Origin of the sequence: Streptomyces sp. NPDC091281 (assembly GCF_044757425.1) — a bacterium.
In the GTDB taxonomy this organism is placed as follows: Bacteria; Actinomycetota; Actinomycetes; order Streptomycetales; family Streptomycetaceae; genus Streptomyces.
The window spans coordinates 328,196-350,691 of record NZ_JBIVUY010000009.1; the positions used below are offsets into that span (position 1 = coordinate 328,196).

At 78.0% G+C, this 22,496-nt stretch carries 2 protein-coding genes; both read left to right on the forward strand.

The genetic code is table 11. The features are described from left to right. The first annotated feature begins 18 nt into the window (after positions 1–18). Positions 19–11,940 carry an SDR family NAD(P)-dependent oxidoreductase gene (locus ACIQPQ_RS24365; RefSeq protein WP_401307068.1) on the forward strand — a complete coding sequence of 3,974 codons (11,922 nt, stop codon included), beginning with the start codon at positions 19–21 and terminating at the stop codon, positions 11,938–11,940. 46 nt (positions 11,941–11,986) lie between these two features. Continuing rightward, positions 11,987–22,486, forward strand: a complete 10,500-nt coding sequence (locus ACIQPQ_RS24370; RefSeq protein WP_401307071.1) for a type I polyketide synthase — start codon at positions 11,987–11,989, stop codon at positions 22,484–22,486. Positions 22,487–22,496: the final 10 nt, after the last annotated feature.

Consider the following 22,496-nt stretch of genomic DNA (forward strand, 5'->3'; position numbering starts at 1 on the left):
GAAGGTGAGCGATCCACGGTGAATGACGACAAGCTGCGCGACTACCTCAAGCGGGTCGCCGCCGACCTGCACCGGACCAGGCAGCGCCTCGACGAGGCCGAGGCCAGGGACCGGGAACCGATCGCCGTCGTCGCGATGGCCTGCCGCTACCCCGGCGGGGTCCGCACCCCCGAGGACCTGTGGCGGCTCGTCGCCACCGGCACCGACGCGATCACGCCCTTCCCCGCCGACCGGGGCTGGGACCTGCCCGCCCTGCACGACCCGGACGGGGAGCGGCCGGACACCACCTACAGCGCCGAGGGCGGATTCCTCGACGACGTCGCGGGCTTCGACCCCGGCTTCTTCGGGATCTCGCCGCGCGAGGCCCTCGCCATGGACCCGCAGCAGCGGCTCCTCCTGGAGACCGCCTGGGAGACCTTCGAACGCGCCGGGATCGACCCGCACACCCTGCGCGGGAGCCGCACCGGGGTCTTCGCCGGGCTGATGTACCAGGACTACGCCGTCCGGCTCTCCCAGGTGCCCGACGACGTCCGGGGCTACCTCGGCAACGGCAGCTCCGACAGCGTCGCCTCCGGCCGGATCGCCTACACCTTCGGACTCGAAGGCCCCGCCGTGTCCGTCGACACCGCCTGCTCGTCGTCGCTGGTCGCCCTCCACCTGGCCTGCCAGGCGCTGCGCCAGGACGACTGCACCCTCGCGCTGGCGGGCGGCGCCATGGTGATGTCCACGCCGGTGCCGTTCGTGGAGATGAGCCGGCAGAACGGCCTCGCCGCCGACGGCCGCTGCAAGTCCTTCTCGGCCGCCGCCGACGGCACCGGCTGGGGCGAGGGCGTCGGCCTGCTCCTCCTGGAGCGCCTGTCGGACGCCCGCCGCAACGGCCACCCGGTGCTGGCGCTGGTCCGGGGCTCCGCCGTCAACCAGGACGGCGCCAGCAGCCGCCTCACCGCGCCCAACGGGCCCGCCCAGCAGCGCGTCATCCGGCAGGCCCTCGCCCACGCCCGGCTCACCGCCGCCGACGTCGACGTCGTCGAGGCGCACGGCACCGGCACCCCCCTCGGCGACCCCATCGAGGCGCAGGCCCTCCTCGCCACCTACGGCCGCGAGCACACCCCCGAACGGCCTCTCCTGGTCGGCTCGCTGAAGTCCAACATCGGCCACACCCAGGCCGCCGCCGGGGTCGGCGGAGTCATCAAGATGGTCCTCGCGCTGCGCCACGGGACCGTGCCGCCCTCCCTGCACGGCACCGACCCCACCCCGCAGGTCGACTGGTCCAGCGGTGTCCTCAGACTCGTCACGCGCAACACCGCCTGGCCCGACACCGGCCGACCGCGCCGCGCCGCCGTGTCGTCCTTCGGCGTCAGCGGCACCAACGGCCACGTGGTCCTCGAACAGGCCGCACCCGCCGACGCGAACGGCGACACGCCCGCCGACACGCTCGCCGACGCGAACGGCGACGCGGGGGAGCCCGGCGGCCCGCAGGCGCCCGCCGGGCGGCCCGCCGGACCGGTGCCCTGCGTCCTCTCCGCGCGCGGCGCCGACGCCCTGCGGGCCCAGGCCGCCGCCCTGCGCGCCCACCTGGAGGACCACCCGCGGCTGCGGCTGCCCGACATCGCCCACACCCTGGCCACCGGCCGGGCCGCGCACGAACACCGGGCCGCCTTCCTCGCCGACGACCGGGAGGCACTCCTCGACGGGCTCGACGCGCTCGCCCGCGACGCCGACCCGCTCGCCGCGGACGACGCGCCCCCGCCGGGCCTCGTGCGCGGCACCGCCCGCCCCGGCGAGGCCGTCGCCTTCGTCTTCCCCGGGCAGGGCTCCCAGTGGCCCGGCATGGCCCGCGAACTCCTCGACACCTCCCCGGTGTTCGCCGCGCGCCTCGCCCAGTGCGCCGACGCCCTCGCCCCGTACACCGACGTCCCGCTCCTCGACGTGGTCCGCGGGGTCCCCGGCGCTCCGGGGCTCGACCGCGTGGACGTCGTCCAGCCCGCCCTGTTCGCGGTGATGGTCTCCCTCGCCGAGGTGTGGCGCGCCCACGGCGTCGAACCCGCCGCCGTCGCCGGACACAGCCAGGGCGAGATGGCCGCCGCCTGCGTCGCCGGGGCCCTCACCCTCGACGACGCCGCCAAGGTCGTCGCCCTGCGCGCGCGGGCGCTGCGCGCCCTCGCCGGGCACGGCGGCATGGCCTCGGTGGCGCTCCCCGCCGACCGGGTCCGGGAACGCGTCGCGCCCTGGGGCGGACGGATCGCGCTCGCCGCGGTCAACGGCCCCGAGTCGGCCGTCGTCTCCGGCGACCCCGAAGCCCTCGCCGAACTCCTCACGGCCCTGGAGACCGAGGGCGTACGGGCCCGCGCCGTCCCCGTCGACTACGCCTCGCACGGCCCGCACGTCGAGCGCGTCCGCGCCGAACTCACCGACGCCCTCGCCGGCATCACGCCCCGCCCGTCCTCCGTGCCGTTCTACTCGACCGTCACCGGCGGCCTCCTGGACACCCAGCGCCTCGACGCCGCCTACTGGTACGACAACCTCCGGCACACCGTGGAGTTCGAACAGGCCACGCGCGCCCTCCTCGCCGACGGCCACCGCGCCCTGATCGAGGTCAGCCCGCACCCCGTGCTGACCGCGGCCCTCCAGGACACCGCCGCCGCCTCCGGCACCGACGCCCTCGCCCTCGGCACGCTCCGCCGCGACGACGGCGGACCGCGCCGCCTCCTCACCGCCCTCACCACGCTGCACGTGCGCGGCGTCCGCGTCGACTGGGACGCCGTCCTCGCCCCGCACCGGCCCCGCCGCGCCGACCTGCCCACGTACGCCTTCCAGCGCGAACGCCTCTGGCTGGAAGGGAGCGGCACCCCCGAGGGGGACGCCGCCTCGCTCGGCCTCGACCCGTCCGGGCATCCGCTCCTCGGCGCCGTCGTCGCCCTCGCCGACGGCGGGGGCCTGCTGTTCACCGGCCGGATCTCCACCCGCACCCACCCCTGGCTCGCCGACCACACCGTGCGCGGCGAGGCCCTGCTGCCCGGCACGGCCTTCCTCGAACTCGCCGTCCTCGCGGGCGACCGCACCGGCTGCTCCCGCGTCGACGACCTCACGCTCGAAGCGCCGCTGCCCCTGCCGCCGGACGGCGGCGTCGTCCTGCGGCTGTCCGTCGGCGCGCCCGCCGACGACGGCACCCGCACCCTCGCCCTGCACGCGCGGCCCGACGAACCGGGCGCGGACGAGGAGTGGACCCGTCACGCCACCGGCCTGCTCGCCCCGGCGGCGGAACCCGCACCGGCCGCGGACGGCCGGGAGACCTGGCCGCCGCCCGGTGCCGAACCCGTGGACCTCGACGGCGTGTACGCGCGCTGGGCCGAGGGCGGCTTCGGCTACGGGCCCGCGTTCCAGGGCCTCACGGCGGCCTGGCGGCTCGGCGACGACCTGTACGCCGAGGCGGCGCTGCCCGCCGGACTCCACCAGGACGCCCAGCGGTTCGCGCTCCACCCGGCGCTGCTCGACGCCGCCCTGCACGCCACCGGGCTCACCGACGGGGCCGCATCCGCAGACGCCGGTGCCGCCGGGGGCGGCCGGATGCCGTTCGTCTGGTCCGGGGCGGTCCTGCACGCCTCGGGCGCCACCGCGCTGCGCGTCCGGCTGACCCGCACCGCGCCCGACACCCTCGCCGTCGAGGCCGCCGACGCCACCGGACGCCCCGTCGCCTCCGTGGCGTCCCTGACCCTGCGCCCCGCCGCACCGGACGGCGCCGCGGCCCGCACCCCGTACGACTCCCTGTTCCAGGTGGAGTGGGTCCCCCTCGCCTGCCCGCCCTCCTCCGGGACCGCCGACTGGACGCTCCTCGGCCCCGACGCCCTCGGCCTGCTCGACCTCACCGCCCTGTCCGACATCACCGGCCCGCACGCGGTCACGGTCCACGCGGACACCGCCGCCCTGACCGCCGCCCTCGACGCGGGCACCTCACCCCCCGCGCGCGCCCTGGCACCGCAGTCACCCGGCCCGACCGGCGACGCGGGCCGCGCGGACGACCCGGCGGAGGTGCGTGCCGCCGTCCACCGCGCGCTGGACACCCTCCGGGCCTGGCTCGCCGACGAGCGCCTCACCGCGACACCCCTGGTCCTGGTCACCCGCGGCGCCGTCGGCGACGCCCCCGCCGACCCGGCCCGCGCCGCCGTGTGGGGCCTGGTGCGCTCCGCCCAGTCCGAGCACCCCGGCCGCTTCGTCCTGCTCGACCTCGCCGCCGGGACCCCGGCGGCGACGGTCGCCCGCGCCCTCTCCAGCGGCGAGCCGCAGCTCGCCGTACGCGGCGACACCGTCCTTGTCCCCCGCCTCGCCAAGGCAGCCGCCACCGACCCGGCACCGGTCGCCCTCGACCCCGACGGCACCGTCCTCGTCACCGGGGGCACCGGACTCCTCGGCTCCCGCGTCGCCCACCACCTCGTGACCCGGCACGGCGTGCGCCGCCTCCTGCTCACCGGCCGCCGCGGACCGGACGCGCCGGGCGCCGCCAGGACCGCCGCGGACCTCACCGCGCTCGGCGCGCACGTCACCGTCGCCGCCTGCGACGCCGCCGACCGGGACGCCCTCGCCGCCCTCCTCGACGGCATCCCCGCCGCCCACCCCCTGACCGCCGTCGTGCACGCCGCGGGCACCCTCGACGACGGGGTCCTCACCTCCCTCACACCCGACCGCGCCGACACCGTGCTGCGCCCGAAGACCGACGCCGCCCTGCACCTGCACGCACTGACCCGGCACCGCACCCTCGCGGCCTTCGTCCTCTTCTCCTCGGCCGCGGGCACCTTCGGCGGCCCCGGACAGGCCACCTACGCCGCCGCCAACGCCCACCTCGACGCCCTCGCCCACCACCGCCACGCCCTCGGCCTGCCCGCCCAGTCTCTCGCCTGGCCCCTGTGGGAGGAGCGCTCCGCCCTGACCGGGCACCTCGACGACGCCGACCTGCGCCGCCTGGCCCGCTCCGGCCTGCCGGCCCTCACCACCGAGGAGGGCCTGGCCCTCCTCGACGCGGCCCTCACCACCGGCCTGCCGGCGCTCGTCCCGCTCCGCCTCGACGCGCGCGCCGTGCGGGCCCGCGCCGCCGAGGGGCGACCGGTGCCACCGCTCCTGCGCTCTCTCGTCCGCGTCCCCGTCACCCGGGCCAGGGCCGCCGCGGCGGGCCCCGGCGACGCCCGCGCCGACCTGCCCGAACGGCTCGCCGCGCTCCCCGAGGCCGAACGCCTGCGCACGCTCGTGCAGTTGGTGTGCGCCCAGGCCGCCGCCGTCCTCGGCCACACCTCCGGCGCCGCCGTCGCACCGGAACGCGCCTTCCGGGACCTCGGCTTCGACTCCCTCGCTTCCGTGGAACTGCGCAACCGCCTCAACACCGCCACCGGTCTGCGGCTCTCCGCGACCCTCGTCTTCGACCACCCCTCGCCGCAGGCGCTCGCCGCCCGTCTGCGGGACGCGCTCGGCGGCGCGGACCCCGCGCCCACGGCCCCCGCCACCCGCCCGCCGGGCACGACCGCCGCCGACGAGCCGATCGCCGTCGTCGGGATGGGCTGCCGCTTCCCCGGAGCGGTACGCACCCCCGACGACCTGTGGCGGCTCGTGGCCACGGGCGGCGACGGCATCTCCGCCTTCCCCACCGACCGCGGCTGGGACCTCGACGCCCTCTACGACCCCGACCCGGACCACCCCGGCACCTCCTCCGTCCGCGAGGGCGGATTCCTCACCGGAGCCGCCGACTTCGACGCCGACTTCTTCGGCATCTCGCCGCGCGAGGCCGTCGCCATGGACCCGCAGCAGCGCCTCCTGCTCACCCTCACCTGGGAGGCGTGCGAACGTGCCGGCATCGACCCGGCCGCGCTCCGGGGCACCCCGGCGGGCGTCTTCGTCGGCCTGATGCAGCAGGACTACGCGGTCCGGCTCCTGCCGCACATCCCCGAGGACGTGGAGGGCTTCCTCGGCACCGGCAACTCCGGCAGCGTCGTCTCCGGCCGCGTCGCCTACACCTTCGGCCTCGAAGGCCCGGCCCTCACCATCGACACGGCGTGCTCCTCGTCGCTCGTGGCCCTGCACACCGCGGTGCAGTCGCTGCGCCGCGGCGAGTGCGCGCTCGCCGTCGCGGGCGGCGTCACCGTCATGTCCAGTCCCGAACTCTTCGTCGAGTTCAGCCGCCAGGGCGGCCTGGCCGCCGACGGCCGCTGCAAGTCGTTCGCCGCGGGGGCGGACGGCACCGCCTTCGGCGAGGGCGCCGGGGTCCTGCTCCTGGAGCGCCTGTCGGACGCCCGCCGCAACGGCCGTCCGGTGCTGGCGGTCGTGCGGGGCAGCGCCGTCAACCAGGACGGCGCGAGCAACGGCCTGACGGCGCCGAACGGCCCCAGCCAGCAGCGGGTGATCCGCGCGGCCCTCGCCGACGCGGGCCTGTCGGCCGCGGACGTCGACGCCGTGGAGGCGCACGGCACCGGCACCACCCTCGGCGACCCCATCGAGGCCCAGGCGCTGCTCGCCACCTACGGCCGGGAGCGCCCGGCGGGACGGCCGCTGTGGCTGGGCTCGCTGAAGTCCAACATCGGCCACACCTCCGCGGCGGCCGGTGTCGCCGGAGTGATCAAGACGGTCCTCGCCCTGCGCCACCGCCACCTCCCGCGCACCCTCCACGTCAACGCGCCGACCCCTCAGGTCGACTGGACGGCGGGCGACGTGCGCCTGCTCACCGAGGCCCGCCCCTGGGACACGGACGGCGGACCGCGCCGGGCCGGGGTCTCCGCGTTCGGCGTGAGCGGCACGAACGCCCACGTGATCCTGGAGGAGGCACCGCCGGCACCCCCCGTGCCGCGCCCCGACGCGGCCGGGCCGCTGCCGTGGGTGCTGTCGGCGAAGTCGCCGCGGGCGCTGCGCGACCAGGCGGCACGCCTGCTGGCGGCGGACGGCGCGGACCTGCGCGCCGACGACGTCGGGCTGTCGCTGGCCGTGACCCGCTCCCGCTTCGACCACCGGGCCGTACTGGTGGGCGACCACGGGCAACTGCTGTCCGGCCTGCGGGCGCTCGCGGCGGGGGAGCCGTCCCCCCACGTCGAACGGGGCCGGGCGCCGGTGCCCGGCAGGACGGTGTTCGTCTTCCCCGGCCAGGGCGCGCAGTGGGCGGGCATGGCGGCCGAACTGCTCGACGGGGCACCGGAGTTCGCCGCGTCCATGCGGGAGTGCGCGGTCGCGCTCGCCCCGTACACCGACTGGTCGCTGCCGGACGTGGTCCGCTCGGGCGAGGGCCTGGACCGGGTCGACGTCGTCCAGCCGGTCCTGTTCGCGGTGATGGTGTCGCTGGCCCGGCTGTGGCGGACCTTCGGTGTCGTGCCCGACGCGGTGGTGGGGCACTCGCAGGGGGAGATCGCGGCCGCGGTGGCCGCGGGGGCGCTCACCCTAGCGGACGGCGCGAAGGTGGTGGCGCTGCGCAGCCGGGCGATCGTACGGCTGGCCGGGCAGGGCGGCATGGTGTCGCTGGCCCTGCCGCCCGACCGGGCCGCCGCACTGCTCGCGGCCCGCGGCGGACACCTGTCGGTGGCGGCGGTCAACGGCCCCTCCACGGTGGTGGTGTCCGGGGACACCGACGCCCTCGACGACCTGCTCGCCGCCTGCGCGGCGGACGGTGTGCGGGCCCGGCGCATCGACGTGGACTACGCCTCCCACTCCGCCCAGGTGGAGGCCGTCGAGGAGGAACTGGCGCGGTCCCTGACCGGCCTGACGCCCGTCCGCGGCGACGTGCCGCTGTTCTCCACGGTGACGGGGGAGTGGCTGGACACCTCGACGATGGACGCCGCGTACTGGTACGCCAACCTGCGCCGCACCGTCGGTTTCGCCCCGGCCGTGCGCGCCCTGGCCGCCCAGGGCTTCGGCGCCTGGATCGAGGTCAGCGCGCACCCGGTGCTGACCTTCGCGGTCGAGGAGACCCTGGAGGCGGCGGACACGGGCGGCCTGGTCCTCGGCACCCTCCGCCGCGGCGAGGGCGGCCCGCGGCGGATGTTCCACGCCCTCGGCCGGGCCCACGCCCACGGCGTCCCGGTCGACTGGTCGCCCGCCTTCGACGGCACCGCGGCCACCCGCACCGAACTGCCCACCTACCCCTTCGAGGAGCGGCGCCTGTGGCTGGACGCCCCGACCGGCGGGCGCGACCTCGCCTCGGCGGGCCTCGCCGCGACCGGGCATCCGCTCCTGGGCGCCGCCGTCGAGGTCGCGGGCACGGGCGAACTCCTGTGCGCGGGCCGCCTCTCCCGGCGCGGCCAGCCCTGGCTCGCCGAGCACGCCGTCCGGGGAACCGTCCTGCTGCCCGGCACCGCGTTCCTCGAACTCGCCCTGCGCGCCGCCGAGGAGGCGGGCTGCGCCACCGTGGAGGAACTGACCCTCTCCGCGCCGCTCCCGCTGCCCGACGAGGGCGCCGTCCGCGTCCAGGTGCGGCTCGGCCCGCCCGACGCGGACGGCCGGCGGACCCTCGGCCTGTTCTCCCGCCCCGAGGACGCCCCCGACCCGTCCGGCGACGACACCGAGGACGGGCGCGCACCGGAGCCGGGCGACGCCTCCCCGTGGACCGTCCACGCCACCGGCAGCGTCGCGCCCGCACCCCGTCCCGCCGCGCCCGCCCTCGTCACCTGGCCGCCGCCCGGCGCCGAGCCCGTCGGCGTCGAAGACCTCTACGAGCGGTTCGAGGCCGCCGGTCACTCGTACGGCCCCACGTTCCGGGGCATCCGCGCCGCGTGGTCGCGCGACGGCGAGATCTGCGCCGAACTCGCCCTGGACGAGCGGCAGCACGCCGACGCCCCCGGATACCGCCTGCACCCGGCGCTCCTGGACGCCGCCCTCCAGACCGCGGCCCTCCTCCCCGGCCGCGACGACACCGCGCGCCTGCCGTTCAGCTGGACCGACGTCACCGCGCACACCGCGGGCGGCACCGCCGTCCGCGTCCGCCTCACCGCCGCGACACCGGAGGCCGTCGCCCTGACCGTGTACGACCTCGCGGGGCGGGAGATCCTGTCGGCCGGTTCGCTCGCCCTGCGCCCCGCGACGGACGACGGGCCGCACCGCCCCCGGCCCGGACGGGACGGACTGCACCGGGTGGACTGGGTGCCCGCACCGCCCGGAGACGAGCACGCGGCGCCGCCGGACTTGGCCGAACTGGCGGTCCTGCGCGCGGCACCGGACCGCCCCGTGCCCGCCCTCGTCGTCGCCGACTGCCCGGCACCGGACACCCCGCACGACGGCACGGACGAGGCCGAGGCGTTCCGCGCCGCGACCACCGCGGCCCTCGCCCTGGCCCAGGAGTGGCTCTCCGACGCGCGCTACGACGCCTCGGTGCTCGCCGTCGTCACGCGGGGCGCGGTGACCACCGGCCCCGGCGACCGCGCGGCCGACTGGACCCGGTCCGGCGTCTGGGGGCTGCTGCGCACGGCGCAGACCGAACACCCCGGCCGGTTCCTCCTCGTCGACACCGACGGCAGCCCGGAGTCCCGGGCCGCCCTGCCCGCCGCGCTCGCCACCGGCGAACCCCACACCGCGGTGCGCGCGGGCGAGGTGTTCGTGCCGCGCCTGACCGCCGGGCCCGGCCGGGACACCCTGGCCCCGCCCGCCGACGCCCCGGACGGCTGGCGCGTCGACCTGGCCGGACCCGGCACCGCCGGAGGCCTCACGACCGTGCCCGCACCGGACGCCCGCGCCTCCCTCGGCCCCCGGCAGGTGCGGATCGCGGTGCGGGCCGCGGGCCTCAACTTCCACGACGTCGTCGCCTCCCTCGGCCTCGACCCCGACCAGCCGACCATCGGCAGCGAGGGCGCCGGTGTCGTCCTGGAGACCGGCGCCGACGTCACCGACCTCGCCCCCGGCGACCGGGTGACCGGCGTCTTCGGCGGCGCCTTCGGCCCGACCGCCGTCGCCGACCGGCGCACCCTCGCCCGCATCCCGGCCGGATGGACCTTCGCGCAGGCCGCGTCGGTGCCCATCGCCTTCCTCACCGCGTCCTACGGCCTGTTCGACCTCGGCGGGCTGCGGCGCGGCCGGTCGGTGCTGGTGCACGCGGCGGCCGGCGGCGTCGGCATGGCCGCCGTCCAGCTCGCCCGGCACGCCGGAGCCGAGGTCTACGGCACGGCCGCCCCCGCCAAACAGGGCGTCCTGCGGGCCGCCGGACTCGCCGACGACCACATCGCCTCCACCCGCACCCCCGACTTCGCCGCCCGCTTCCTCGACACCAGCGAAGGGCGGGGCGTCGACGTCGTCCTCGACTGCCTGGCCCGTGAGTTCGTCGACGCGTCCCTGACCCTGCTGCCGCGCGGCGGCCGGTTCGTGGAGATGGGCAAGACCGACGTGCGCGACGCCGCCGACGTCGCACGCGACCACCCCGGCGTCCACTACCGGGCCTTCGACCTGATGGAGGCCGGAGCCGACCGGATCGGCGCCCTGCTGACCGAGGTGCTCTCCCTGTTCGAGCGAGGCGTCCTGACCCCGCTGCCCCTCACCTGCTGGGACCTGCGGCAGGCCCCGCGGGCCTTCCGCCACCTGAGCCGGTCCCGGCACATCGGCAAGAACGTCCTCACCCTGCCCGCCCCCCTCGACCCCGAGGGCACCGTCCTCGTCACCGGCGGCACCGGCACCCTCGGCGGGCTCGTCGCCCGCCACCTGGCCACCACGCACGGCGTACGCCGCCTCTTGCTGACCGGCCGCTCCGGGAAGGACGCCCCCGGCGCGGACCGGCTCGTGCGCGACCTCGCCGAGGCGGGCGCCGAGGCGACCGTCGCCGCCTGCGACGTCACCGACCGCGCCGCCCTCGCCCGGCTCCTCGCGGACGTGCCCCGCGCCCACCCGCTCACCGCCGTCGTGCACGCCGCCGGAGTCCTCGACGACGCCACCGTCACCGCCCTCACCCCCGACCGGCTCGCCACCGTCCTGCGGCCCAAGGCGGACGCCGCCCTCGCCCTGCACGAACTGACCCGCGACGACGACCTGGCCGCGTTCGTGCTGTTCTCCAGCGGCGCCGCGCTGCTGGGCACCGCCGGACAGGCCAACTACGCCGCCGCCAACGCCGCCCTCGACGCCCTGGCCGCCCGCCGCCGGGCCGACGGCCTGCCCGCCGTCTCCATCGCCTGGGGCATGTGGGAGGAACGCAGCCCGCTGACCGCGCACCTCACCGACGCCGACCTGCGCAGGACCGCCCGCCACGGCATCGGCGCCCTGCCCACCGAGGCCGCCCTCGCCCTGTTCGACGCGGCCCTGACCGCCGCCCAGCCGCACGTCCTGGCCGCCGCCGTCGACCCGGCCGCGCTCCGCGCGTCCACCGCCACCGGCGCCCCGCTGCCGCCCCTGCTGCGCGCCCTGGTGCGCGGCACGGCCCGCGACACCCCGTCCGCGGCGTCCCCCGCGGCACCGTCGGGCCCCTCGTTCGCCGCGCAACTGGCCGAACTGCCGCCCGCCGAGGCCCACCGGGCCCTGCTCGACCTGGTCCGCGGCCACGCGGCGGCCGTCCTCGGCCACACATCCACCGAACTGATCGCGGCGGCCCGGCCGTTCAAGGAACTCGGCTTCGACTCCCTCACCGGCGTCGAACTCCGCAACCGGCTGACGGCCACCACCGCGACCCGCCTGGCGGCCGCCCTCGTCTTCGACCACCCCACCCCCGAGGCGCTCGCCCGCCACCTCGCCGCCCGCCTCCTCGCCCCGTCCGCGCCCCCCGCGCCGCCGGGCGCCCCCGAACTCGACCGGCTCGACGCCCTCGCCGCCGACCTGGCCCGCACCGGCCCCGACGGCGAACGGCACCGCGCGGACCTCGCCCGGCGGCTGCGGCGCGCCCTCGCCCGCCTCGAACCCGCGCCGGAGCACACCGCCGTCGATGCCCCGGACCGGGCCGACGCGGTCGAGTCCGCCACGAACGAAGAGATCTTCGACCTGATCGACAAGGAGCTGGGCATCTCGTGAGTCCCGTCCCGACCGCGCCGTCCCGACCCACCCGTGGAGGGACCCGGTGAGCGAAGAGAACGAGCGCAAGCTCCGCGACTACCTCAACCGCGTCACCATCGACCTGCGCGACACCCGCCGACGCCTGCGCGACACCGAGAGCCGGACCCGCGAGCCGATCGCCGTCCTGTCGATGAGCTGCCGCTTCCCCGGCGGCGTCCGCACCCCCGAGGACCTGTGGGACCTCGTCGCCGAGGGCCGCGACGCCGTCACCGCCGTCCCCGACGACCGCGGCTGGGACACCGACCGGCTCACCGACGGCGGCGTGCCCTGCCGGGGCGCCTTCCTCGACGGCGCCGCCGACTTCGACGCCGAGTTCTTCGCCGTGTCCCCGCACGAGGCCACCGCGATGGACCCGCAGCAGCGGCTGCTCCTCCAGACCGCCTGGGAGGCCGTGGAACGCGCGGGCATCGACCCGGCCTCGCTGCGCGCCACCCGCACCGGCGTGTTCGCCGCCGCGATCGACCAGGGCTACGCCCAGCTCGGCACCGGCGCCCCCGACACCGTCCAGGGCTTCCTGATGACCGGGAACTCGATGAGCGTTATGTCGGGCCGCGTCGCCTACGCCCTCGGCCTGGAGGGGCCCGCCGTCACCGTCGACACCGCCTGCTCGGCGTCGCTCGTCGCCCTGCACCAGGCGGCGCGGGCGCTGCGCGCCGACGAGTGCTCGCTCGCCCTGGCGGGCGGCGTGACGGTCATGGCCCGCCCGTCGGTGTTCACCGAGTTCAGCCGCCAGGGCGCCATGGCCGCCGACGGCCGCTGCAAGCCGTTCTCGGCCACCGCCGACGGCACCGGCTGGGGCGAGGGCGTCGGCGTGGTCCTCCTGGAACGCCTCTCCGACGCCCGCCGCAACGGCCACCCCGTCCTCGCGGTGCTCCGCGGCTCCGCCGTCAACCAGGACGGCGCCAGCAACGGCCTGACCGCTCCCAACGGGCCCAGCCAGCAGCGCGTCATCCAGGACGCGCTCGCCGACGCGGGCCTCACCGCGGCCGAGGTCGACGCCGTCGAGGCGCACGGCACCGGCACCCGCCTCGGCGACCCCATCGAGGCCGACGCCCTCCTCGCCACGTACGGCCGGGACCGGCACGACGGCGAGCCCCTGTGGCTCGGCTCGCTGAAGTCCAACATCGGCCACACCCAGGCCGCCGCCGGCATCGCGGGCGTCATCAAGACCGTCCTCGCGCTGCGCCACGGGCTGCTGCCCCGCTCCCTGCACATCACCGAACCCACCCCGCACGTCGACTGGAGCGAGGGCGGCGTCCGCCTCCTGACCGCCGACCGGAAGTGGCCCGCGACGGACCGGCCGCGCCGCGCGGGCGTCTCCTCCTTCGGCATGAGCGGCACCAACGCCCACGTCATCCTCGAACAGGCCCCGCCGCACGAGCCGCCGCCGCCCGCCGCGCCCGCCCCGGACGCCGTCCCGTTCCTGCTCTCCGGGCGCACCGCGAACGCCCTGCGCGACCAGGCCGTACGCCTCAGGGCGCGCCTCGCCGCCGACCCGCGGGCACGCCCCGTCGACGTCGGCCACTCCCTGGCCACCACCCGCACCGCCTTCGCGCACCGCGCCGCCGTCACCGCCGCCGACCGCGCCGGGCTCCTCGCCGCGCTCGACGCCCTCGCCCGCGACCCCGAGAACACGGCGGCCGCCGTCACCGGCCTCGCCGACCCGGCCCCCGGCCGGATCGTCATGGTCTTCCCCGGCCAGGGCGCCCAGTGGCCCGGTATGGGCCGCGAACTCCTCGACGCCGCACCGGAGTTCGCCCGCTCCATGGCCGCCTGCGAGGACGCGCTGGCCCCGTATGTCGACTGGTCGCTGCGCGACGTCGTGCGCGGCGGGCCCGGCACGGCCGGGCTCCTCGACCGGGTCGACGTGGTGCAGCCCGCGCTGTGGGCGACGATGGTGTCCCTGGCCGCCCTGTGGCGGTCCTGGGGCGTCGAGCCCGACGCGGTCGTGGGCCACTCGCAGGGGGAGATCGCCGCCGCGGTGGTCGCCGGGGCGCTGTCCCTGCGGGACGGGGCGCGGACCGTCGCCCTGCGCAGCCGCGCCCTCACGGCCCTCGCGGGCGCCGGGGGCATGGTCTCCCTCTCGGTGTCCCGCGACCGGGCCGAGCGGCTGATCGCCCCCTGGAGCGGGCGGATCTCGGTCGCCGCCGTCAACGGCCCCGCCGCCGTCGTGGTGTCCGGCGACGCGGCGGCCCTCACCGCACTCACCGCACGGTGCGAGGCCGACGGCGTACGGGCCCGTAGGGTCCCCGTCGACTACGCCTCGCACTCCGCGCACGTCGAGGGCATCGAGGACGAGATCCGCACCGCCCTCGCCGGCCTCACCCCGGCCGCCCCGGCCGTCCCGCTCCTGTCCACCGTCACGGGGGAGTGGCTGGGCACCACCCCCATGGACGCCGGGTACTGGTACCGCAACCTGCGCCGCGCCGTCCGCTTCGACACCGCCGTCCGCGCCCTCGCCGCACAGGGCCACGGCGTCTTCCTCGAAGTCTCCCCGCACCCCGTCCTCACCGGCCCCGTCCAGGACACCGCCGCCACCGCGGGCGTCCCCGCCCCCGTCGTCACCGGCACCCTGCGCCGCGACGACGGCGGCCTGCGCCGCGCCCTCACCTCCGCCGCCGCACTGTGGACGCGGGGCGTACCGGTCGACTGGCGGGCGGTGTACGCGGGCTGGGACGCGCGCCGGGTCGACCTGCCGACGTACCCGTTCCAGCAGCGCCGCCACTGGCTGACGCCCGTCGTACCGCCGCCCGCCGAGGGCGACACCGACTTCTGGGACCTGGTGGAGCGCGGGGACGTCACGGAGGCGGCCGGCGCCCTCGCCGTCGACGCCGCGCCCCTGCGCGCCGTACTGCCCGCCCTCGACGCCTGGCGCCGCCACCGCCGCACCCCCGACCCGGCCGCCGCCTGGCGGTACCGCGTCGCCTGGCACCCCGTCCCCGACCCGCCCGCACCCGCCCTCGACGGGACGTGGCTGGTCCTGACACCCCAGGGCCACGAGGAGAGCGACACGGTCCGGCAGACCCTGCGGGCCTTGCGGGAACACGGGGCCGAGGTGATCACGGCGACGCTCACCCCGCACGACGCACCCCCCGCACGCCTCCCGGACGCCACGGCCGACGGCGCCGACCGCGCGCGGATCGGCGCCGCGGTCGCCGCCGCCGTCGCGGACCGGCGGCCCGACGGCGTGCTCTCCCTGCTCGGCCTGGCCGACCACCCCCATCCACGCCACTCCGGCCTGCCCGTCGGCACCGTCCTCACCCTCGGCCTCGTACAGGCACTCGGCGACCTCGACGTCGCCGCGCCCCTGTGGTGCGCCACCCGCGGCGCCGTCTCCACGGGCCCGTCCGACCCGCTCACCGCACCCGCGCAGGCGCAGGTCTGGGGCACCGGCATGGTCGCCGCCCTGGAACACCCGCGGCGCTGGGGCGGACTGGTCGACCTCCCGGACCACCTCGACACACGGGCCGGGGAACGGCTCTGCGCCGCCCTCGGCCGCCCCGACGGCGAGGACCAGCTCGCGGTGCGCGCCACCGGCCTCCTCGTCCGCCGCCTCGTCCGCGCCGCCCGTCCCGCCCGCCCCGCCCGCGCCTGGACGCCCCGCGGCACCGTCCTGCTCACCGGCGGCACCGGCAGCCTCGGCCCGCACCTGGCCCGCTGGCTGGCCCGCGGCGGCGCCACCCACCTGGTCCTGCCCGGCCGACGCGGCGAGGACGCACCCGGGGCGGCCGCGCTGCGCGCCGAACTCGCCGCGTCCGGTACCACCCTCGCCCTGCCCGTCTGCGACCTCGCCGACCGGGACCAGGCCGAACGGCTCCTCGCCGCCCTCGACGCGGCCGGCACCCCGGTCACCGCCGTCGTGCACGCCGCCGCCGACATCGCCCTCGCCCCGCTCTCCACCGTCCCCGTCGACGCGTACGAACGGGTCGTCGCCGCCAAGGCCGCGGGCGCCGCACACCTGGACGCCCTGCTCGACCGCGACCTCGACGCGTTCGTGCTGTTCTCCTCCGTCGCCGGGGTCTGGGGCAGCGGCGACCACGGCGCCTACGCCGCGGCCAACGCCCACCTCGACGCCCTCGCCCGGCACCGGCGCGCCCGCGGGCTCCGCGCGACCACCGTCGACTGGGGCATCTGGCGGGCCGGACCCCCGGCCGACGGCTACCCGGCCGACGGCATCGCGCCGCCCGCCGACGGCACCCCGGCCGACCTCTTCAACCTCGAAGAGCACGGCCTGCCCCGCATCGACGCCGAACGCGCCCTCGGCACGCTCCAGCAGATCCTCGACGACGACGAGACCCTCCTGACCGTCGCCGACGTCGACTGGGCGCGGTTCGCCCCGGTGTTCACCTCCAGCCGCCCCAGCCCGCTCCTGCGCGGCGTCCCCGAAGCACGCCGCGCCCTCGACGGCACCGGCCGCGCCGACGCCCCGGCCGCCTCCGGACTGCGGCGGCGGCTCACCGCCCTGCGGACCCCCGCCGAGCGGGACCGCCTGCTGCTGGACATCGTCCGCGACCACGCCGCGGCCGTCCTCGGCCACGACCGCGCCGACGCCGTACCGCCCGGCCGGGCCTTCCAGGAACTGGGCTTCGCCTCGCTCACCGCCGTCGAACTCCGCGACCGCCTCGACCGGGCGACGGGCCTGCGGCTGCCCTCCACCCTCGTCTTCGACCACCCCTCGGCCGCCGCCCTCGCCGCGCACCTGAGGTCCCGCCTCCTCGGCGCGGACGCCCCGACGGAGGACACCCCGCGCAAGGCACTCTCCGACGGCACCGGCACCGGCACCGGCACGGCCGCCGCCGACGAGCCGATCGCCGTCGTCTCCATGGGCTGCCGCCTGCCCGGCGGCGTCACCTCGCCCGAGGAGCTGTGGCGCCTGCTGGCCGACCGGGGCGACGCCGTCACCGCACTCCCCGCGGACCGCGGCTGGGACCTCGACGCCCTCTACGACCCCGACCCCGACCACCCCGGCACCTCGACCGCACGGCACGGCGGATTCCTGCACGACGCCGCCGACTTCGACGCCGCCTTCTTCGGGATCTCCCCCCGCGAGGCCCTCGCCATGGACCCGCAGCAACGCCTCCTCCTGGAGACCTCCTGGGAGGCCCTGGAACGCGCGGGCCTGGACCCCGAGACGCTGCGCGGCAGCCGCACGGGCGTCTTCACCGGCGTCAACTACAGCGACTACGGCGCGGTGGTGGCCCGCTCCGCGGAGGGCGAGGGGCACCTGCTCACCGGCAGCGCGCCCAGCGTCGTCTCCGGGCGCGTCGCCTACACCCTCGGACTGGAGGGCCCGGCCGTCACCGTCGACACCGCCTGCTCGTCGTCGCTGGTCGCCCTGCACCTCGCGGCCCGCGCCCTGCGCGCGGGCGACTGCACCCTCGCCCTCGTCGGCGGTGTCGCGGTGATGGCGACCCCCGGCGCCCTCATCAGCTTCTCCCGCCAGCGCGGCCTCTCCGCCGACGGCCGGTGCAAGGCCTTCTCGGACGAGGCCGACGGCATGGGCATGGGCGAGGGCGCCGGCGTGCTCCTCGTGGAACGCCTCTCCGACGCCCGCCGCAACGGGCACCCCGTCCTCGCCGTGCTGCGCGGCTCCGCCGTCAACCAGGACGGCGCCAGCAACGGCCTCTCCGCGCCCAACGGACCCAGCCAGCAGCGCGTCATCCGCGCCGCCCTCGCCGACGCGGGCCTGTCCGGCGCGGACGTCGACGTGGTGGAGGCGCACGGCACCGGCACCCGCCTCGGCGACCCCATCGAGGCGCAGGCCCTCCTCGCCACCTACGGCAGCGACCGGGCCGGGGGACACCCCCTCCTGATCGGCTCCCTGAAGTCCAACATCGGCCACACCCAGGCCCTCTCGGGGGTCGCGGGCGTCATGAAGACGGTCCTGGCCCTCGGCCGCGCCACCGTCCCGGCGACGCTCCACGCCGACCGGCCCACCACCCAGGTCGACTGGACCCAGGGCGCCGTCGCCCTCGCCGCCGACGCCACCCCGTGGCCGGTCACCGACCGGCCGCGCCGCGCCGGTGTCTCCTCCTTCGGACTCAGCGGCACCAACGCCCACGTCATCCTGGAACAGGCCCCGGAGCCCGAGGCGGCGGCAGACGGACCCGACGGGCCTGGGTCCGTGCCCGGTGAAACGCGCTCCGACGTCGCGGAGACGGGCGCACCGGAGACGGGCGCGGCGGGGACCGGCGTACTGGAGTCAGGCACGCGGGAGTCCGACGTGCCGGAGTCCGCCGAACCGGAGCCCGCCGCACCGAAGGCCCCCGCACCGGAGTCCGGTCCGTCCGGCGCCGGGCATGCCCGCAGTGCCCCGTCCGTCGTCGCCTGGTGTGTGTCGGCCCGGTCCGCGGAAGCCCTGCGTGCCCAGGCCGGACGCCTGCACCTGCATCTGGCCGGGACGACCGAGGGGCCGGGCGCGCCGGACATCGCCCGGTCCCTCGCGGGGCGCACCGCCTTCCCGCACCGGGCCGTCCTCGTCGGCGGTCCCGACCGGCTGCCGTCCGCCCTGGCCGAGTGGGCCGAGGGCGGCGAGCCCGCCGTCGGCGGCGTCGCGGACCCCGAGGCCCGTACCGTGATGGTCTTCCCCGGCCAGGGTTCGCAGTGGCCGGGCATGGCCCGTCGGCTCGCCGCCGAGTCGCCGGAGTTCGCCGACGCCCTGCGCGCCTGCGCGGACGCGCTCGCCCCGTACGCCGACGGCTGGTCGCTGCCCGACGTGATCCGCGACGGCGGCGGCCTCGACCGCGTCGACGTCGTGCAGCCCGTCCTGTTCGCCGTGATGGTCTCCCTCGCCCGGCTGTGGCGGGCCCACGGCGTCGTCCCGGACGCCGTCGTCGGTCACTCGCAGGGCGAGATCGCCGCCGCCGTGGTGGCGGGCGCGCTGTCTCTGGAGGACGGGGCGAAGGTCGTCGCCCTGCGCAGCCGGGCGATCGCCCGGCTCGCCGGACGCGGCGGCATGGTCTCGCTCGCGCTGCCGGCGCGCCAGGCGGCCGAGCGGATCGCGGACCGGCCCGGACGGCTGTCGGTGGCGGCGGTCAACGGACCGTCGGCGGTCGTCGTCTCCGGCGACACCGACGCCCTGGACGAACTGCTGGCGGCCTGCGCGGCGGACGGCGTCCGCGCCCGCCGCGTCGACGTCGACTACGCCTCCCACTCGGCCCACATGGAGGACCTCGAAGCCGAACTGACCACCGCGCTCGTCGGCATCCGGCCCACCGCGGCGGACATCCCGCTGTACTCGACGGTGACGGACGGCTGGCTGGACACGGCGACGATGGACGCCCGCTACTGGTACGCCAACCTCCGCCGCACCGTGCGCTTCGAGTCCGCGGTGCGGGCCCTCGCGGCGACGGGACACCGTACGTACATCGAGGTGAGCCCGCACCCCGTCCTCGTCCCCGCCGTCGAGGAGACCCTGGAGTCCGCGGACGCCGACGGGGCGGTCCTCGGCACGCTGCGGCGCGACGAGGACGGCCGGGAACGCGTCCTGCTGTCCCTCGGCACCGCCTGGGCGCACGGCGTGCCCGTCGACTGGACGCCCCTCTTCGGGGGCGCCGCCGCCCGCCGCGTGGACCTGCCCACGTACGCGTTCCAGCACCGGCCCTACTGGGCCGTGCCGGGCCCGGACAGCGGCGGCGACGCGGCAGCCATGGGCCTCGGCCCGACCGGGCACCCCCTGCTGGGCGCGGCCGTCGAACTCGCCGACACCGGCGAGACGCTGCTCAGCGGCCGGATCTCGGCCCACAGCCACCCGTGGCTCGCCGACCACGCCGTGGCGGAGACCGTGCTGCTGCCCGGTGCCGCGTTCGTGGAGCTGGCCGTCCGCGCGGGCGACGAGTCCGGCTGCCCCGTCCTGGAGGAACTCACCCTCCAGGCCCCCCTGCCTGTCCCCGCCACCGGCGGCGTGCGGCTCCAGGTACGCGTCGGCGCCCCGGACGGCGCGGGCCGCCGCACGGTGGACGTGCACGCCCGCCCGGACACCGGGACCGGCGCACCCTGGACACGGCACGCCTCCGGCGTCCTCGCCGCGGCGGCGGACGCAACGGACCGCGCGGCGTCCCCCGGACAGCACCCGGCACCCCCCGGACAGCCCCCCGCATCCCACCGGGGCCGACCGCCGGCCGGGGCCGAACCGGTCGGCACGGGGGACCTCTACGAGCGGTTCACCGCGGCCGGTCACGGCTACGGCCCGGCCTTCCGCGGCCTGCGCGCCGCCTGGCGGCACGGCGGCGACCTGTACACCGAGGTGCGCCTCGCCGAGGACCAGCACCCGGTCGCCGCCGCCTTCGGCATCCACCCCGCGCTGCTCGACGCGGCGCTGCACGGACTGTGGCTGGTGCCCGGCGCCGCCCACGACGCCGACCCCGCGCCGGGCACCGCGCGGCTGCCGTTCGCGTGGACCGGGGTGACGCTGCACGCCTCCGGCGCCACCGCTCTGCACGTCCGCATCGCCCCGCACGACGACGGGACGGTCTCCCTCGACGCCCACGACCCCTCCGGCCGCCCGGTGATCACGGTGACCGGGCTCGCCGTCCGGCCCGTCGACACCGCCACCCTGCGCGCCGCGACCGCCCCGGCGGCCGACGGCTCCCTGTACCGCCCGCACTGGCAGCCGCTGCCCGCCCCGGCCCGCGCCGGGACCGCCCCGGCGGGCCGCTGGGCCGCGCTCGGCCCCGGCGTGCCCCTGCCCGACACCTACCAGGACCTCGCCGACCTCGCCGGGGCCGTCGACGCCGGGGCCCCCGTGCCCGAGGCGGTCCTCGTGCCGTGCGCCACGGCCGACGGGGCCGACGGGACCGATCCGGCAGCCGTGCGGGACCTGGTGGGCGGCACGCTCGCCCTGCTCCAGGAATGGCTCGCCGACGACCGGTTCGCCGACACCCGGCTGGTGTTCCTCACCCGCGGCGCCGTCCGCACGGGACCGGCCGACGGCCCGGCCGACCCCGCCGCCGCGGCCGCCCGCGGTCTCGTGCGCGCCGCGCAGTCCGAGCACCCCGGACGGTTCCTCCTCGTCGACGCCCCTGACGCCCCCGACGCCGAGGACCCGCTCACCCCGCTGACGGCCGCCCTGGAACTCGACGAACCCCAACTCGCCGTCCGCGACGGGAGACTGCTCGCGGCGCGCCTCGGCCGGGTGGCGGCGCCCCCCGAGCAGGCCCGTCGCCCCGCCCGGTTCGTCCCCGACGGCACCGTCCTCGTCACCGGCGCGGGCGGCGTCCTCGGCGGCCTCGTGACCCGGCACCTCGCGGCCCGGCACGGCGTGCGGCACCTGCTCCTCGCCGGTCGGCGCGGACCCGCCACACCGGGCGCCGAGGCGCTTCTCGGTGAGCTGCGCGCCCTCGGCGCCGAGGCGGAGTTCGTGGCCTGCGACGTCGCCGACCCGGCCGCCGTCGCCCGGCTGCTGGCACGCGTGCCCGCCCGGCACCCCCTGACGGGCGTCGTGCACGCGGCGGGCGTCCTCGACGACGGCGTCCTCACCGCGCTCACCCCCGAACGCCTCGACCGCGTGCTGCGCCCCAAGGCCGAGGCCGCCCTCGTCCTGCACGAGGCCACCCGCGGTCTGCCGCTCTCCGCGTTCGTCCTCTTCTCCTCCGCGGCGGGCGTCATCGGCAACGCGGGCCAGGCCAACTACGCGGCGGCCAACGCCTGCCTGGACGCCCTCGCCGAACACCGCGCCGCGGCGGGGCTGCCCGCGCAGTCGCTCGCCTGGGGCCTGTGGGAACGGCGCAGCGAGATGACCGGCACCCTCGACGGGGCCGGTCTCGACCGGATGACCCGGGGCGGCGTCGCCGCGCTCTCCGACGACCAGGGCCTCGCCCTGTTCGACGCGGCCCTCGGCCTCGACGACGCCGTCCTCGTCCCCGTCCGCCTCGACGACGCGCGGCTGCGGGCGGGCGCGCGCGGCCCCGTTCCGCCCCTGCTGCGCGGCCTGGTGCGGAGCGCCCGGCCCGCCGCCGTCGGCGCCGACGCCGCCGGGACGGCCTCGCTGCGCGCCCGGCTCGCCGCGCTCGGCGCCGACGAACGCCGGGAACAGGTCGAGGAGCTGGTGCGGGCCCGGGTCGCCGACGTCCTCGGACACACCGGTCCCGGAGCGATCGACCCGGAACAGGCCTTCCAGGACCTCGGGTTCGACTCCCTGACCGCCGTGGACCTCCGTAACCGCCTCAACGCGGCCACCGGCCTGCGGCTGCCCGCCACCCTCGTCTTCGACCACCCGACCCCGGCCGCCGCGGCCGCCCACGTGGCCGCGCGCCTCGCCCCGCCCCCCACGTCCGGCCCGCCCCCGACCGGCGCCGCGCCGCGCCCCGACGACGACCGGGACCTCCGGCGGCGCCTCGCCGCCGTACCCGTGGCGCGGCTGCGCGAGGCCGGGCTGCTGGACGCGCTGCTGCGCCTTGCCGCGGGCGACGGCCCGGCGGAGCCCACCGGCGGACCGGACCCGATCGAGGAGATGGAAGCCGACGCCCTCGTACGGATGGCACTGGGCGGTGACGAGCGTGTCTGATCCGGCGCGG